The sequence below is a fragment of the Ruegeria sp. AM4 genome, from assembly GCF_056540665.1.
Window position 1 is genome coordinate 85,552 of sequence record NZ_JBQFXD010000005.1, and the last position, 15,930, is coordinate 101,481.

Here is a 15,930-nt window from a genome sequence, read left to right on the forward strand (position 1 = left end):
ACGGTTTGGCGCACTCTACATCGGCACCCATGAAACTCAGCCTGCCGTTTGTCAAAAAGCCGCCGCTGGTGGCAATTGTCCGTTTGTCCGGTGCCATCGGCATGGCCGGTCGCGCGTCGTTGAACGACACCTCTCTGGCCCCGGTTCTGGAAAAAGCATTCCGCAAGGGAAAACCCGCCGCCGTCGCGCTTGAGGTCAACTCGCCCGGCGGTTCACCGGTGCAGAGCTCGTTGATCGGGGCGCGGATCAGACGTCTGGCGGAAGAACTGGATATTCCCGTTTTTGCCTTTGTTGAAGACGTGGCAGCCTCGGGTGGCTACTGGCTGGCGGCGGCCGCGGATGAGATCTGGGCGGATGACAGTTCGGTGCTGGGCTCGATCGGTGTGATATCGTCGGGCTTTGGCGCGCATGTTCTGTTGGCCCGGCAGGGGGTCGAGCGTCGCGTCCACACGGCGGGGCAGTCCAAATCCATGCTGGACCCGTTTGTGCCGGAAAAGAAAGAGGACGTGGCGCGGCTCAAAGTTTTGTTGGATGACATTCACCAGAATTTCATCACCCATGTGAAAACCCGCCGCAGCGGCAAGCTGGACGACAACGCCGATCTGTTCAACGGCGAGGTCTGGTTGGCGCGCCGCGCGCAGCAGCTTGGGCTAATCGACGGCATCGCGCATCTCAAGCCCAAGATGCAGGAGCGGTTTGGCGACAAGGTAAGGTTCCGCCGCTACGGGCTGCGCAAACCGATCTGGTCGCGGTTTGGGGCTGCATTGGCGCAGGACGCCGTCGCCGGTCTGGAGGAGCGCGCGGCCTATGCGCGTTTCGGTTTGTGACGTGATCATCAAAGCGGTCACTCTGTTTCTGATCGGTATGGTGGTGCTGGCCATGTTCGGTAAGCTGCGCTTTCCCGGTCAAACCCGGCTGAGCTCTGCCAAATGCCCGCGCTGTGGGCGGTTTCGGATCGGCAAGGGCCCCTGTGCCTGTGAAAAAGGAGGCCGCGGATGACGGCGTGGCTGCTTTCCGGCCTTGGGTTGGTGATCCTTCTGCTGGCAGGGGATGCGCTGGTACGAGGTGCAGTGAACCTCAGCCTGCGACTGGGCGTGCCGGCGCTGATCGTCAGCCTGACGATTGTCGCCTTTGGTACCTCGGCACCCGAATTGCTGATTGCCATCAGCGCGGTCAAGGAAAACGCGCCGGGCATCGCGCTGGGCAACGTGGTCGGGTCGAACACCGCCAACATACTGCTGGTCCTTGGCCTGCCCGCGCTGTTGGCCACGCTGCACACAAGCGAGTGTGACAGCCGCAAAAACTATGTCTTCATGCTGATTGCTTCGGTGCTGTTCATTGGACTCGCCTTCTGTGGTGTTTTCAACCTGTTCAGCGGCGCAATTCTGCTGGCGGCGTTGGCGCTGATCCTGATGAATGCCTTTCGCGAGGCAAAGGCCCATCGCAAGGCCTGCGGCGACGCATGTGCCGATGATGATGAGTTGGAGGGTCTTGAGGAAGTCGACCCGGACATGCCGTATTGGAAGCTTTCGGTCTATCTGATCCTGGGATTGATCGGATTGCCTATGGGCGCGCATCTGCTGGTCGAAAACGCAACGGTCATTGCACAGGAATATGGCGTCAGCGAAACGGTGATCGGTCTGACCCTGGTCGCCGTCGGAACCTCGCTGCCGGAACTGGCCACGACGGTGATGGCGGCCCTGCGCAGGCAGGCGGATGTGGCGCTGGGCAATGTGATCGGGTCGAACATGTTCAACCTGCTGGCCATCGTCGGGATTGCCACCCTGTTCGGCCGCATTCCGGTCGATCCCGAGTTTTTGCGCTTTGACCTGTGGGTTATGCTGGGCGCGTCGCTGCTGTTGGTGCCGTTTGTTTTCTTCAAGCGCGACATCACACGCATCTGGGGCGTGATTTTGACCCTGCTCTATGTGGCTTATATCGCCGTCTTGCTGGCGTGATCTGATCGACGGAGGCCCCAATGACCCGAGCTTTGGTAACCGGTGCCGGACAGCGATTGGGGCGGGCCATGGCGCTGTATCTGGCGCAGCGCGGATATGATGTTGCGATCCACTATGTTTCGTCGCGCGAGGGAGCAGACGAAACCGTCCGTGAGATCCAGGCGCTGGGCAGAAACGCGGTCGCGCTGCATGCGGATCTGCTGGACGAAGATCAGGTCAACGCCCTGTTGCCGCGCGCTGCCGATGACTTGGGCGGGGCGATCACCTGCCTCGTCAACAACGCCTCGATTTTTGAGTATGACAATATCCATACGGCAACCCGGCAAAGCTGGGACCGACATATGGACAGCAACCTCAGGGCGCCGTTTGTGCTGACGCAGGCCATGTCCGAACAGGGGCTGGAACCGGTAACGGACGACGCGGGCGAGCCTGTCGCCACAGGCCTGATCGTCAATATGGTCGACATGCGGGTGCGAAAACTGACGCCCGAGTTCATGACCTACACGATTGCCAAGATGGGCCTGTGGGCATTGACGCGGACTGCGGCTCAGGCGCTGACCCCGGCGATCCGGGTAAATGCAATCGGCCCAGGCCCAACATTGCGCGGCCATCGTCAGAGCCAGGGGCACTTCGACGCGCAACGCCGGAACACGGTGCTGGAACGCGGTGCGAACCCATCGGACATCACTGCTGCTTTGGGGTATTTTCTGGACGCCCATGCGGTCACCGGGCAGCTATTATGCGTCGATGGTGGCCAGCATCTGGTCTGGCAAACTGCAGATGTTCTGGGCGTTGAATAGGTAAAACTCGTACAAGTTTTGCACCGCTCTCGATCCTGTTACAGGTCCGTTACAAAATTGTCTTGTTTTTCATACACTTGTTTCATATCGAAAAAAATATCGTTGGAAAGCAATGGGTTAAGTATCTGCCTATTTTTTAGGCAGATCAGGGAAAGGGCAATGATTCAAGGGAAAATCCAAGGTGTGAAAAACTTATCTGCACAGTTATCCACAGAAACCGTGGATTTGTTTCCTCTTGATCTGAGTGGCGCAAGATTGCAGCCATCGCCAGAGAATCATATTTCAAGGTTATGACAGCACAGGGCGATTCAGATTCGGACACTCAGCAGACCGGCTATGCCTGTATCCAGCGCTATGTGAAGACGCTGGACAGCTCGCCTGGGGTCTATCGGATGCTGGATGGGGACAGCCGGGTTCTCTACGTGGGCAAGGCCCGCAATCTTCGCGCGCGGGTGTCGAACTATGCACGGCCGGGTCACTCGGGTCGGATCGAACAGATGATCGCCGCGACTTCGTCGATGATGTTTCTGACAACCCGCACGGAAACCGAGGCGCTGTTGCTGGAACAGAACCTGATCAAGCAGCTAAAACCCAAATACAACGTTCTGCTGCGGGACGACAAAAGCTTTCCCAACATTCTGGTGGCCAAGGATCACGCCTTTCCGCAGATCAAGAAACATCGCGGGGCCAAAAAGGAAAAGGGGGCTTATTTCGGGCCCTTTGCCAGCGCCGGTGCGGTGAACCGGACGCTGAACCAGCTGCAAAAGGCTTTCCTGCTTCGCAATTGCTCGGATTCGATGTTTGAAAGCCGCACGCGTCCCTGTTTGCTCTATCAGATCAAGCGCTGCTCGGGGCCATGCGTTGATCTGATTTCCGAAGGCGATTACCGCGAAAGCGTACGGGATGCCGAGCGGTTTCTGTCAGGGCGGTCCACAAAGGTGCAAGAGGAACTGGCCGAGCAGATGATGGCCGCCTCTGAGGCGATGGAGTTCGAACGCGCGGCCGGCCTGCGCGACCGTATCCGGGCGCTGACGCAGGTGCAGACCTCTCAGGGTATCAACCCGCGCGGTGTGGCCGAGGCGGATGTGATTGGCCTTTATATGGACAGCGGTCAGGCCTGCGTTCAGGTGTTTTTCATCCGCGCAAATCAGAACTGGGGCAACAAGGACTTTTACCCTCGGGTTGGCCCGGACGTGTCGGCGGCCGAGGTGATGGAGGCGTTCCTGGGCCAGTTCTACGACAACAAGGAACCGCCCCGGCAGCTGATCTTGTCGAACGGGATCGAAAACGCTGATCTGATGCAGCAGGCGCTGTCGGAAAAGGCTGGTCGGAAGGTCGAGATTCTGGTGCCGCAGCGGGGCGAGAAACAGGAATTGGTGGCGGGTGCGCTGCGCAACGCGCGCGAGTCTCTGGCCCGGCGTATGTCAGAAAGCGCGACTCAGGCCAAGCTGCTGCGCGGCGTGGCCGAGGCCTTTGATCTGGATGGTCCGCCGTCCCGGATCGAGGTCTATGATAACAGCCATATTCAGGGCACCAACGCGGTGGGCGGGATGATTGTGGCCGGGCCCGAAGGGTTCATGAAAAACGCATATCGCAAGTTCAACATCCGCGGTGACGACCTGACGCCCGGCGACGATTTCGGCATGATGAAAGAGGTCCTGACCCGTCGCTTTACCCGCTTGCAAAAGGAAGATCCTGACCGCGACAAGGGGATGTGGCCCGACCTGCTGCTGATTGACGGCGGCGCCGGTCAGGTGAGCGCGGTACACGAGATCATGGTTGAGCATGGTGTCGAAGACATCCCGATGGTCGGCGTAGCCAAAGGTGTCGACCGCGATCACGGCAAGGAAGAGTTTCACCGCACCGGCCAGCGCCCCTTTGCCCTGAAACGCAATGACCCGGTTCTGTACTTCATACAGCGCTTGCGGGACGAGGCGCATCGCTTTGCCATTGGCACCCATCGGGCCAAACGGGCCAAAGCGGTGGGCGCGACCCCGCTGGACGAAATCCCCGGCGTAGGTGCTGCGCGCAAACGGGCTTTGCTGGCACATTTTGGCAGTGCAAAAGCGGTCAGCCGGGCCAATCTGGCCGATCTGAAGGCGGTTGAGGGGATATCAGCGGGGCTGGCGCAAAAGGTCTATGACTTCTTTCACGACAAGGGCTAGGCCCGCCGACCGCGCCACAGAATATAGAGGCCCGATGCCACGATCAGTGCGCTGCCGACCCACATGGTCCGGGTCAGCTGCTCTCCGAACAGAGCGACACCCAGCCCGATCCCGAACAGCAGGCGCGAATAGCGAAACGGCGTGACCGCTGAAACCTCGCCCGTCCGCATCGCCTTCATCAGAGCGCTGTAGGCAACCACACCCAGGGCCACTGCGCCGGTCAGATACAGGCTTGTACCAAACGATGCCGGTTGTGCCGGTGTACCCTCGATCGGCCAATAGGCAAGGCCCGCTACAATGATGCAAAGAAACCCGTAGAACCCCAGAACCTCGGTGCCCAAGGTGGCTGGGGCGGCGCGGCTTGCCAGATCGCGCCCGGCAAAGCCGAACATTCCAAGGACCGCAAGCAGCGATAGTGCAGAAAAGCTCTGACCGGTGGGTTGGATTACGATCACCACACCGATCATACCGATCAGGATCGCGCTCCAGCGTCGCCACCCGACGGTTTCGCCAAAAAACAACGCTGCCCCGGCGACGACAACTAGCGGGGTGGCCTGCAATATCACTGTGGCCGAGGACAAAGGCGTCAGCGCGATGGCCAGCACATAGAGCAGCCGACCCAGAATCTCGAAGACGACGCGTATCAACATCGGTCGTGATAAAACATCCGGGTGCAGCAGCGGCGTGCCACGAACACGGGCCACAAACCCGAAGATCAGCGTCCCGCCCAGCCCAAACAGAACCAGGATCTGCCAGATCGGCAAATGCGCCGATGCACCCTTCAGCAACGCATCTTCAGCGGCAAAACACGCCATCGCGGCGATCATCCAGCCGCTGCCGATCAGGTTCGACCGGGGGTCGGTTTGAATATGCGTTGTCATAAGGAGAGCGCTCTTGGCCAGTTACCGGCGCAATCTGGCGGGAAACCAGCGCCGAGCCAAGCGATAACCGGTTGATGCGACGAACTGTGGCGTTTTGGCCAAGCGTTTGGCAACGGAGCAGATTTTTATCGCCCTGTCTTTTATGTCCGTGACCAGCACTGTAGGGTCCGTTGCATGAAGTGGAACTTGCCGAATATCCTGACCGTCCTGCGCCTTTTGGCCGCCCCCGGTCTGGCCATCATGTTTCTGTATTTCACCCGACCCTATGCAGACTGGTTCGCCTTGATCCTGTTCCTGTCGGCGGCGATCACCGACTGGTTCGACGGGTATCTGGCGCGCGCCTGGAAGCAGGAAACCAAGATCGGGGCGATGCTTGATCCGATCGCCGACAAGGCGATGGTGGTCATCGCGCTGATGATCCTTGTGGGATATTCCGCCGAACACTGGACGCCCTGGCTGGTGCTGCCCGCAACCGTGATCCTGTTTCGCGAGGTGTTCGTCTCGGGCCTGCGCGAATATCTGGGGGACGTGGCCGGAACGCTGAAAGTGACGAAGCTGGCGAAATGGAAAACCACCGCGCAGATGGTTGCGATTGCCGTTCTGTTTTCACAGGGGATATTCGAGCACCATTTTGTCATGGGTTCATTCGGGATGGACGCTGCGACGTTGGATCAGGTGCTGAATGGTGAAATTGAGGATGTGAACGGGTTGCGCAGGCATCTGGAAGGGATGTTCTGGTCGGGGCGGATCGGGTTGTGGTTGCTGTGGATCGCGGCAACGCTGACATTGATCACGGGCTATGACTACCTACGTAAAGCCATGCCTCATCTGAAGGAGAGCTGAACGGATGGATGTGCTGTATTTTGCCTGGGTGCGAGAGCGTATCGGCATCCCCAAGGAACGGGTCGAGACCAGCGCGGCCACCGTGTCCGACCTTGTGGCTGAACTCAGCGCCCGCGAAGACCGCTATGCCGCAGCGTTCGCGGATATCTCGGCCCTGCGGGTGGCACTGGATCAGGAATTGTCCGATTTCGATGCGCCGCTATCCGGTGTGCGCGAGGTCGCATTCTTTCCGCCGATGACGGGCGGCTGAACCTATGCGTATCGCGGTTCAGGAACACCCGTTCGATTTGGGGGCCGAATCCAACGCCTTTGCCGAAGGCAGCGCCGCAAACGGGGCAATTGTGACCTTTACCGGTGTGGTGCGCGATCTGGCCAGCGGCGATCTGGATGTGATGGAGATCGAGCATTATCCCGGCATGACCGAACGCGCCCTGACCAAGATCGCGCAAGAGGCGCAAGCGCGGTGGTCGCTGGGCGATGTGCTGGTGATCCACCGACATGGTCGGTTGGCACCCGGTGACCGGATCATGATGGTCGCCACAGCTGCTCGGCACCGTAAGGACGCGTTTGAGGCGGCCGAGTATCTGATGGATTATCTGAAATCCCGGGCACCGTTCTGGAAGAAGGAAATTACCAGATCCGGCGCAGAATGGGTGGACGCCAAGGACGAAGACGAAGACGCGCTGACCCGCTGGTAGCTGGGTCAGTCCGCGTTGTTGATGCGCCCGCGCAGTTCTTCAGCCTCTTGCCGGGCGGCGCGCAGCCCGTCCATTGCCGCAGACAGTTCAGCTTCGGTTTGCGTCAGTTGGTTGGTCAGTTCAGCCTCACGCTGTTGCAGATAGGTGATCGCCTGATCGCGGGTTTCCTCGGCCTCGTGCAATTCCTGGCTCATGCGGTCCAGATCGGCCACGTCGCTTTGGCGGACGCGCGACAGGCGGTGGGCAAGCCAGTTGGCGAACCAGCCCATGCAGAAGGCTGCGAACAGGATGACGGCGGTGGCGATGACAAACTCGATTCTGTTCAACTTACTGTTCCCCTGCATCCGTTTCGGCTGCGTCCGCGTCCGATGTTTCGGCTTCTGTTTCTTCTGATCCAGATTCCAGCGCTTCAAGCCCGGTTTCCGTTTGTTCGGTCGGTTCAGGGCGGATCAGTACAAACTCGATCCGCCGGTTTTCCTCGCGGCCTTCCTCGGAATCGTTGTCGGCGATAGGCTGCGTTTCCCCATAGCCCACGGCGGAATAGCTAGAGGTCGGTATCCGTCGCCCGCGCAATTCATTCAGGATGGACTGCGCCCGGGCCTGGCTAAGCTGCTGGTTCATCTCTTCGCGGCCTTGGCTGTCGGTGTGGCCTTGAATCTCCAGCCGGATCGGGCCGCATTCGCGCAGGATATCGGCAATTCGGTTCACAGTCTCGCGAGAGTCAGCGGCAATCGTGGCTGAGCCCGGCTCGAACGCGATTTTACTGCCGGTCTGGATCTCGGCGATCTGGGCTTCGCATTGTTCAGGATCAGGTGGCGCATCTTGGGGTTCCGGAGGGGTCACATAGGTGATCGCCAGGTTGAAATCCTGCGCGTCGCCCAATTGCTCAGACAGTTGACCCGCTATGCGTGCCTTTGCGTCCGGGTCATGGCTGATACCGGCAAGCTCAACCAGATCGGGGGTGACTGTCAGGGCTCCATTATGCAGTTGCGACAGCGCATCCAGCCCGGCCAGAACGCGTACGGACCAATCAGCGGGCAGGTCGGTGACAACACGCGTGGCCATATAGACCTGTTCAGAACCAAAAGCGGCCTGGGCGAAACTGTCGACCATGTCCCGAAGCGTTTCGTCGCCAAGGCGACCGCGCAGTTGAACCAGACCTTCCGGGCTACGGGTCGCGGTAAACTCAACCGGGCCGCTTTGGTCTTCTATTTCGGGTTCGGGCAGTACCGCGTGCAGTACAAATACTTCGGGCAGGGCCGTTTCCAGTTCACCGACGACGCGGTCAAAAAGGGCCGGACTGACCCCTTGCGCTGCAACCAGCGTGATGTCCGCATCAGACAGGGTCACCGATCCCTGCCCAAGCTCGGAAAGTGCCCGGATACTCAGTTGAGCGGCATTGGCCCATCTCGGCGACGGAACCCCAAGACCGATGGTGCAGGAATAGGGACCGGACAGACTGGCCTTTTGCGCCGCTTCGATAATCTGGTCTCGGGCGTCTTCGTCCTGAGCCGAACAGGCGTCGAACTGTCCGCCTTCTTCGTTGATCAGGTACCGCAACGTGAACGGCGTGATCACCGGACGTGGGGCCGAGATCGACAGGCCGATGCGCAGGCTGGGCGGCGCAGCGCGGGTCAGGTTCTGTTCCAGCCGTTCCTTTTCCTGCTGGCTGTCGGCGATTGCCGTGATCCGAACCAAACCGGGGCTTGCGGATATCTTGGCGCGCGGCAGATCGGACAGCGCTTTGATCGCGTAGTCCAGCGCAACATCCCAACCCTGCGGAGCGGGATGGTTTGCTGTCTCTAGCAGGTCCGAAACCGATCCGCCCGATTCCAGGCGTTCGAGACGCGCCATCAAGGCGGCGCGGTCTTCGCTGGACGGGATCAGGCCGATGAGAGAAATGCCGCTGTCATTGCGCAGAATTTCAGCCGAGAATTTGGGCGGGGCAAGATTGGCGGTTGGCGCCACTTGCATTTCGTCAATCACGCGCGAGGTGTCCACTTCGGTTCCCGCTGCGGTCAGGGCATTGAACCGTATCGCCTCGCTTGGGGCGGTTCCGGTTAGAACAACACGCAGGCCATCCGATTCGACCTCGGCCCAGTCATGCCCCTGAAGGTCCAGCGCGCGGCGCACGGCCAGTTCCGAAGCGTCCTCGATCCGGGTAACAGCCAGCCCTGCGCCGACAAGGCAAAGCACTGCGGACACGGCAAATATCAGGGCGACGGCGATTGCATAGGGCAGGCGCATTGGGTGGATCGAGACTCCTCGGGTCGTCTGGTCCCGGACTCATACCGAGCCCGGGCGCGAGGTGCAATCAGAGCAAAAGTGCGACGCAGAGGAAGATAAGCGGAATAAGGCCGGTGTCGCGGTTCGAACGGAACAATTGCAGCAGCTTGGCATTGTCTTCGGTATCCAGCCCGCGCAATTGCCATGCCATATGCCACCCCATCGCCCAGGGCCCGGCCAGAGCCACGGCAAGCGCAAGAATCGAAGCCTGTGGCAAGGCGGCGTCGATAATGGCCAACCCCATCAGCCCGACTGTCAGCACCAGAAAGTACTTGAGCCATGTCGCCGTATCCGAACCGAACAGACGGGCGGTGGATTTGACCCCGATCAGTTCGTCATCTTCGGCATCCTGATGGGCGTAAATCGTGTCGTAAAACAGAGTCCATGCCATCCCGGACAGGTATAGTGTAATGGCTGGCCAGCCGAGGGTCCCGCTGTGCGCTGTCCAAGCCAGCAAGGCGCCCCAATTGAAGGCCAATCCCAAGAAGGCTTGCGGCCACCACGTGAACCGCTTGGCAAAGGGATAGATCGTGACCGGTAACAGCGCCAGCACCCCCATGGCGATGGCGGCGCGGTTGAAGGTCAGCAGAATCACCAGTGCCAGCAGAGACTGCAACCCCATCCAGATAACTGCCTGCCGTACACTGACCTGACCCGAAGGGATCGGGCGCGAGCGTGTCCGTTCAACCTGCCCGTCAATGTCGCGGTCGGTAATGTCGTTCCAGGTACATCCCGCCCCGCGCATCAGGAAGGCCCCGATGGCACAGCCGATGGCGATCCACAAATCCTCCCACCGCGGATTGCCATCGCTGAGAATTGCCAATGCCAGCCCCCACCAGCAGGGGATCAGCAGCAGCCATGTTCCGATCGGTCGGTCAGCGCGGCTCAGGCGCAAGTAGGGGCGGGCAAATGCGGGCGCATACGTATCGACCCAGTTGCCGGATACGGCGTCAGCAACCTGACCGTCTGGTGTTGGGGCATTGCCTTGCATATGTAAGGTCTCATGAGTGCAAAGATCAGACTGTATGTAGAGCACGCTCTGGGTCCGGGGCAATCGGTAGAATTGACGCGCGAACAGGCCCATTACCTGTTCGGTGTCATGCGTCTGGCTGTTGGCGGGCAGGTGGCGCTGTTCAATGGCAAGGAAGGCGAATGGCTGGCCGAGGTCGCCGAGGCAGGCAAACGCGGTGGAGTTCTGACCTGCATCGAGCAGACAAAGCCGCTGCAACTGCCGCCCGATCTGTGGTTCCTGTTCGCGCCGATCAAAAAGGCGCGCACGGATTTCATCGTTGAAAAGGCGGCGGAAATGGGCGCGGCGCGTATCCTGCCTGTGCAGACCGAGTTCACCAATTCCGAACGCATCCGTCAGAACCGCTTGCAGGCGCATGCCGTCGAGGCCGCTGAACAATGTGGCGGCACTTTTGTTCCCGAAGTTGCTGATCTTCAACGCCTGGACCGGGTCCTCGACACCTGGCCCGAAAAGCGTCAGTTGATGTTCTGCAACGAGGCCGAGGTCGGCTCGGCCCTGCGATTGGCTGCCAATGAACAAGGTCAGCCCTGGGCGATTCTGATCGGACCCGAGGGCGGTTTTTCCGACCGTGAACGTGCGCGCTTGACCAGCTTGCCCTATGCCCATGTGGTCAGCCTAGGCCCACGCATCCTGCGCGCGGATACGGCGGCAGTGGCGGCGCTGACGATGTGGCAACAGGCATTGGGAGACTGGTCGTGACATGGCGGCTGGCGCAAGAGGCCGACCTGCCTGCGATTGACGCGTTCCTGTCTCGCCACATCCAGACGTCGATGTTTCCTCTTGCCAACCTGCGCGACTTTGGGCTGCGTGGCGCAGACCCGCGTTCGGTAAATGTCTGGCTGCTGGGCGATGGTCCCCGCGCGATCTTTGCAATCACCAACGAGGGGATGGTTCTGCCGCAATGCCCCGACTGTTCGGACGATGAATTGGAGGCGGCCATTGCCCTGATCCGGGGGCGCAGTCTGTTTGGCATCGCCGCCGAGGCCGGTCAGGCCCGGCGCATCATGCGCCTTGCAGGGTGGGAAGAGCGACCAGCGACCCTGAACAGTGACGAGCCGGGATTTCACCTGAATTTGAGCGCGCTTTCGGTTCCGAATACCAAAGGGGCCAAATTGGTGCCAATGGGCGACGTTGATCTGGAGGTGACGCAGGGTTGGCGACAAAGCTATCTGATCGAGGCGATGGATTTCGACGTGCAGCGCGCCACGCATCAGGCTGCCATTGACATCGCCGCTTACATCGAACGGAATTCGCATCGTGCCCTGCTGATAGATGGTCAGCCGGTGGCAATGACCGGATTCAACGCCCGTCTGCCCGAAACCGTCCAGATTGGCGGCGTCTATACACCTCCGGAATTGCGGGGGCGCGGCTATGCAAGGCTTGCGGTCGCACTGCATCTGGTCGAGGCGCGCGATGCTGGCGCAAGCCGCGCAGTTCTGTTTGCGGCTTCCGATTCCGCCGCGCGTGCTTATATGGCAATAGGATTCGAACCCGCAGGGCAGTATTCGCTGATCCTGTTCAGAAACCCGAAGGACCCGGCATGAGCTTTATCCGACCCGAAGCCAAACTGACCCTGTGGCGCTGGCGCGAGGTTCTGGTGGCCGCAGTTATTCTGCTTGTTGGCCTCAGTTGGTACAGCGGCCCTGGCGGTTTGCTGGGCTGGTTGGGTCTGGTGCTGGTGGCGGTGGCGTTTGCACTGGCGGTCGTTGGCGTTCAGCGGGCACGGTTCCGCACCGGCGCGGGCGGCCCCGGTGTTGTGACCGTTGACGAAGGTCAGATCACCTATCTGGGCCCACTGGACGGCGGTATCGTCGCGGCGCGCGAGATTGAGCGTCTGGCGCTCGACCCGACCTCAAGCCCCGCGCATTGGGTGTTGGAACAGCCCGGTCAGCCATTGCTTCACATTCCGGTGAACGCAGAAGGGGCCGAGGCATTATTCGACGTATTCTCCAGCCTCCCCGGCCTGAAAACCGAGCAGATGTTGTCGGAATTGAAAGGCTCTGCCGCGCATCCGGTGGTGATCTGGGAACGCACGCCTTCGCGGCCAGCACATCTCAGGCTGCATTGACACTTGCGCGGTTTCCGCTCAGGACTGACCGCCAAGATAGACACATCAGGATCGGAGCACGGGTCACATGTCCATCCCCCAGTCCGGCGGCGGACCGATCGAACGCCACGAGCAACTTGCCGAATATCTGGAATCGGGCTGCAAGCCCAAGGAAGATTGGCGCATTGGCACCGAGCATGAGAAGTTCGGCTATTGCAAGGATACGCTGAAACCACTGCCCTTTGAGGGCAAACGCTCGATCGTGGCGGTTCTCGAAGGTTTGCGCGACCGCCACGGCTGGACCGAGGTGCGCGAGGCCGGCCATCTGATCGGTCTGGAAAAGGACGGGGCCAATGTCAGTCTGGAACCCGGTGGCGCGCTCGAGCTGTCGGGGGCACCGCTGGAAACCATCCACGAGACCTGCGACGAGGTGAACACCCATCTGCGTGAGGTCAAGGACATCGCCGACGAGATCGGTGTGGGTTTCATCGGTCTGGGCGCGGCCCCGATCTGGACCCATGATGAAATGCCGTTGATGCCCAAGGGCCGCTATCGGCTGATGAACGACTATATGGAAAAAGTCGGCACCATGGGTCGTGCCATGATGCGGCGCACCTGCACGGTTCAGGTCAATATCGACTTTGGGTCCGAGGCCGACATGGTGCAGAAACTGCGCGTGGCGCTGGCCTTGCAGCCGGTGGCAACGGCGTTGTTTGCGAACTCGCCCTTCTTTGAGGGCAAGGTGAACGGCCAGAAAAGCTGGCGCAGCTATATCTGGCGACATCTGGACGATGCGCGTACCGGCATGCTCCCCTTCGTGTTCGAGGAAGGGTTCGGGTTCGAGCGTTACGTTCAGTACGCGCTCGATGTTCCGATGTATTTTGTTTATCGCGACGGCCAGTATATCAACGCGCTTGGCATGTCCTTCCGCGACTTCCTGAAGGGCAAGCTGCCTGCCCTACCTGGAGAAACGCCTACCCTGTCTGACTGGGCCGACCACCTGACCACTGCTTTCCCCGAAGCGCGGATCAAGAAATTCATGGAAATGCGCGGGGCCGATGGCGGACCGTGGCGGCGTCTGTGCGCTCTGCCTGCGTTCTGGGTGGGTCTGACCTATGATCAGGGCGCGTTGGACGCGGCCTGGGATCTGGTCAAGGGCTGGGACGCCGAAACCCGCGAGGCTCTGCGCGTTGGTGCCGCCGCCGAAGGGTTGCAGGCCCAGGTGGGCAATATCAACATGCATGATCTGGCGCGCGAGGTTGTTGCAATCTCTGAGGCCGGTCTGAAATCCCGAGCCCGTCCCGGTGCCGGTGGTCTGGTCCCGGATGAGACGCATTTCCTGAACGCGCTCAAAGACAGTATCGAATCCGGCAAGGTCCCGGCAGATGAGTTGCTGGAACACTACAATGGCGACTGGAACGGCGACCTGACCCGGATTTTCCCCGAATACAGCTATTGATCCACCCGGTCCCGCTTGCATTCGCAGGGCGGGGCCGATAGCAGGTTGGCGACCAAATTCAGAGGGCGTCATGGACGATCTTAAGGCAAAATATCTGGGCCAAATCTCCGAAGCGGGCGACGAAAACGCGCTTGAGGCGATCCGCGTCGCGGCTGTTGGCAAAAAAGGCGAGGTCGCGCTGAAGATGCGCGAGCTGGGCAAGATGACCCCCGAGGAACGTCAGGTCGCAGGCCCCGCGCTGAACGCCCTGAAGGATGAGATCAATTCGGCCCTGTCCGCCAAAAAGTCCGCCCTGGCCGATGCCGCACTGGATGAGCGTCTGCGCACCGAGTGGCTGGATGTGACCCTGCCGACCCGCCCGCGCCGTCAGGGCTCGATCCATCCGGTCAGCCAGGCGACCGAGGAGCTGACGGCGATCTTTGCCGAACTGGGTTTTTCGGTGGCCGAAGGGCCGCGCATTGAGGACGATTGGTACAATTTCGACGCCCTGAACATCCCCGGCCATCACCCCGCGCGGGCCGAGATGGACACGTTCTACATGCACCGCGCCGAGGGCGATAACCGCCCGCCGCATGTGCTGCGCACCCATACCTCGCCGGTGCAGATCCGCTCGATGGAGAAACAGGGCGCACCGATCCGAGTGATCTGTCCGGGCGGCGTGTACCGCGCCGACTATGACCAGACCCACACACCGATGTTCCATCAGGTTGAGGGGCTGGCCATCGACAAGGACATTTCGATGGCGAACCTGAAATGGGTTCTGGAAGAGTTCGTGAAGGCGTTCTTCGAGGTCGACGATGTTGAGTTGCGCTTCCGCGCCTCGCACTTCCCCTTCACCGAACCATCGGCCGAGGTCGATATCCGCTGTTCCTGGGATAACGGTCAGCTGAAGATCGGTGAGGGCGACGATTGGATGGAGATTCTGGGCTCGGGCATGGTCCACCCCAAGGTGATCGCCGCCGGAGGAATCGACTCCGAGGTTTATCAGGGCTTTGCGTTTGGGATTGGTATCGACCGTCTGGCGATGCTGAAATATGGCATCCCGGATTTGCGGGCGTTCTTTGATTCCGATCTGCGCTGGCTGCGTCACTACGGGTTTGCAGCGCTGGATATGCCGAACCTGCATGGTGGTTTGTCGCGGTGAGTTGGGAGACTGCACTCATTGGCCTAGGTGGTGTTATTCTGAGTGCGGTCAGTTTTTTGTTCGGGAGAGTATTCTCGCAATCCGAAAAAATCTTGGATCGTAAGCGAGAGGCTTATCGAGATTTCCTGAAATCCTGTCCAAGCCCAAATGAAGCGCATTTATTGGACGCCGATTTGCCGGTGGAGATGCAACGCGAAACGGGAATTCTGACGCTATATGCCTCTCACGACGCGTTAAAGTTTGCGGGAGAGTACTTCCAAGTATTTGCAGATTCTCAGCTAGAGTTATCCGAAGTTCAGACACCGGGCCACCCGACCTATTTGAAAGTGCTGACGGCGTACAATCGAATGGTCTGGGCAATGAGGGTAGACGTGATGACTTGGTCTGTCTTTGCACCCAAGCGAAGCGCTCGCCAATTTAGACCAGACGGTAGCACTGAATTAGCCAATCGCACGACTGATTGAATTCTCCACCAGCGCAACGTTTGAATCACACACGGAATTGGCCAGCATAAATTGCCCAATACAAGCCGAGGGTCGCCATCCCGCGGTCTGGCGATGGCGCGGCTTGGTGTTTTGGTTGGATACCGGGTGGGTGCCGGGCTGAAGCCCGGCCTACG

The 15,930-nt window shown here is 60.1% G+C and carries 18 protein-coding genes; 14 read left to right on the forward strand and 4 right to left on the reverse strand.

Annotation, left to right across the window (positions count from 1 at the left end):
* Nucleotides 1-29 precede the first annotated feature (29 nt).
* From ACR0JA_RS11670 to uvrC, 5 genes are all read left to right on the forward strand, one after another.
* Nucleotides 30-827, forward strand: coding sequence for a S49 family peptidase (locus ACR0JA_RS11670; protein ID WP_480574480.1), 798 nt, complete (start codon nt 30-32; stop codon nt 825-827).
* Nucleotides 808-999: a hypothetical protein gene (locus tag ACR0JA_RS11675; protein WP_480574483.1), complete on the forward strand. Its 192-nt coding sequence runs from the start codon at nt 808-810 to the stop codon at nt 997-999. Before ACR0JA_RS11670 ends, ACR0JA_RS11675 begins: the two co-directional genes overlap by 20 nt.
* Complete coding sequence (locus tag ACR0JA_RS11680) at nt 996-1,958, forward strand: calcium/sodium antiporter (protein WP_480574486.1); 963 nt, start codon at nt 996-998, stop codon at nt 1,956-1,958. Before ACR0JA_RS11675 ends, ACR0JA_RS11680 begins: the two co-directional genes overlap by 4 nt.
* A gap of 20 nt (nt 1,959-1,978) precedes the next feature.
* Nucleotides 1,979-2,758: an SDR family oxidoreductase gene (locus tag ACR0JA_RS11685; protein ID WP_480574489.1), complete on the forward strand. Its 780-nt coding sequence runs from the start codon at nt 1,979-1,981 to the stop codon at nt 2,756-2,758.
* 290 nt (nt 2,759-3,048) lie between these two features.
* The gene (gene uvrC / locus ACR0JA_RS11690; protein WP_480574492.1) at nt 3,049-4,923 is read left to right on the forward strand and encodes an excinuclease ABC subunit UvrC; all 1,875 of its coding nucleotides are present in this window, start codon (nt 3,049-3,051) and stop codon (nt 4,921-4,923) included.
* Here the strand turns inward: uvrC and ACR0JA_RS11695 are convergent.
* Nucleotides 4,920-5,804 (reverse strand): DMT family transporter, encoded by an 885-nt coding sequence (locus ACR0JA_RS11695; RefSeq protein ID WP_480574495.1) that lies wholly within the window; start codon nt 5,802-5,804, stop codon nt 4,920-4,922. The two genes, uvrC and ACR0JA_RS11695, sit on opposite strands and share 4 nt — an antisense overlap.
* Nucleotides 5,805-5,978: 174 nt before the next feature.
* On the opposite strand from ACR0JA_RS11695, the gene pgsA reads away from it, so the two are divergent.
* The 3 genes from pgsA to ACR0JA_RS11710 are packed head-to-tail and all read left to right on the forward strand — an operon-like array spanning nt 5,979 to nt 7,345.
* Nucleotides 5,979-6,647, forward strand: a complete 669-nt coding sequence (pgsA, locus tag ACR0JA_RS11700; protein ID WP_480574498.1) for a CDP-diacylglycerol--glycerol-3-phosphate 3-phosphatidyltransferase — start codon at nt 5,979-5,981, stop codon at nt 6,645-6,647.
* A 4-nt stretch (nt 6,648-6,651) separates the two neighbouring features.
* Nucleotides 6,652-6,897 carry a molybdopterin converting factor subunit 1 gene (moaD, locus tag ACR0JA_RS11705; protein ID WP_039522855.1) on the forward strand — a complete coding sequence of 82 codons (246 nt, stop codon included), beginning with the start codon at nt 6,652-6,654 and terminating at the stop codon, nt 6,895-6,897.
* Between the two features lie 4 nt (nt 6,898-6,901).
* Nucleotides 6,902-7,345, forward strand: coding sequence for a molybdenum cofactor biosynthesis protein MoaE (locus ACR0JA_RS11710; RefSeq protein ID WP_480574501.1), 444 nt, complete (start codon nt 6,902-6,904; stop codon nt 7,343-7,345).
* 5 nt (nt 7,346-7,350) lie between these two features.
* Here the strand turns inward: ACR0JA_RS11710 and ACR0JA_RS11715 are convergent, their stop codons facing one another.
* The 3 genes from ACR0JA_RS11715 to ubiA form a co-directional block, all read right to left on the reverse strand.
* Entirely contained in the window at nt 7,351-7,671 is a 321-nt protein-coding gene (locus ACR0JA_RS11715) for a hypothetical protein (protein ID WP_480574504.1), read from the reverse strand.
* A gap of 1 nt (nt 7,672) precedes the next feature.
* A complete protein-coding gene (locus ACR0JA_RS11720) occupies nt 7,673-9,592 on the reverse strand; it encodes an OmpA family protein (RefSeq protein WP_480574507.1) in 1,920 nt (639 codons plus the stop codon).
* A gap of 67 nt (nt 9,593-9,659) precedes the next feature.
* On the reverse strand, nt 9,660-10,622 hold the full coding sequence (gene ubiA / locus ACR0JA_RS11725) for a 4-hydroxybenzoate octaprenyltransferase (RefSeq protein ID WP_480574511.1): 963 nt from the start codon (nt 10,620-10,622) through the stop codon (nt 9,660-9,662).
* A 12-nt stretch (nt 10,623-10,634) separates the two neighbouring features.
* Between ubiA and ACR0JA_RS11730 the strand changes: the two genes are divergently transcribed.
* From ACR0JA_RS11730 to ACR0JA_RS11755, 6 genes are all read left to right on the forward strand, one after another.
* Nucleotides 10,635-11,360 (forward strand): 16S rRNA (uracil(1498)-N(3))-methyltransferase, encoded by a 726-nt coding sequence (locus ACR0JA_RS11730; protein ID WP_480574514.1) that lies wholly within the window; start codon nt 10,635-10,637, stop codon nt 11,358-11,360.
* On the forward strand, nt 11,357-12,205 hold the full coding sequence (locus ACR0JA_RS11735) for a GNAT family N-acetyltransferase (RefSeq protein WP_480574517.1): 849 nt from the start codon (nt 11,357-11,359) through the stop codon (nt 12,203-12,205). Before ACR0JA_RS11730 ends, ACR0JA_RS11735 begins: the two co-directional genes overlap by 4 nt.
* The gene (locus tag ACR0JA_RS11740) at nt 12,202-12,729 is read left to right on the forward strand and encodes a hypothetical protein (RefSeq protein ID WP_480574520.1); all 528 of its coding nucleotides are present in this window, start codon (nt 12,202-12,204) and stop codon (nt 12,727-12,729) included. The genes ACR0JA_RS11735 and ACR0JA_RS11740 overlap by 4 nt, the downstream gene beginning before the upstream one ends.
* A gap of 67 nt (nt 12,730-12,796) precedes the next feature.
* Nucleotides 12,797-14,167, forward strand: coding sequence for a glutamate--cysteine ligase (locus ACR0JA_RS11745; protein ID WP_480574523.1), 1,371 nt, complete (start codon nt 12,797-12,799; stop codon nt 14,165-14,167).
* A gap of 70 nt (nt 14,168-14,237) precedes the next feature.
* Nucleotides 14,238-15,311 carry a phenylalanine--tRNA ligase subunit alpha gene (pheS, locus tag ACR0JA_RS11750; protein ID WP_480574526.1) on the forward strand — a complete coding sequence of 358 codons (1,074 nt, stop codon included), beginning with the start codon at nt 14,238-14,240 and terminating at the stop codon, nt 15,309-15,311.
* Nucleotides 15,308-15,775, forward strand: a complete 468-nt coding sequence (locus tag ACR0JA_RS11755; protein ID WP_480574529.1) for a hypothetical protein — start codon at nt 15,308-15,310, stop codon at nt 15,773-15,775. Before pheS ends, ACR0JA_RS11755 begins: the two co-directional genes overlap by 4 nt.
* Nucleotides 15,776-15,930: the final 155 nt, after the last annotated feature.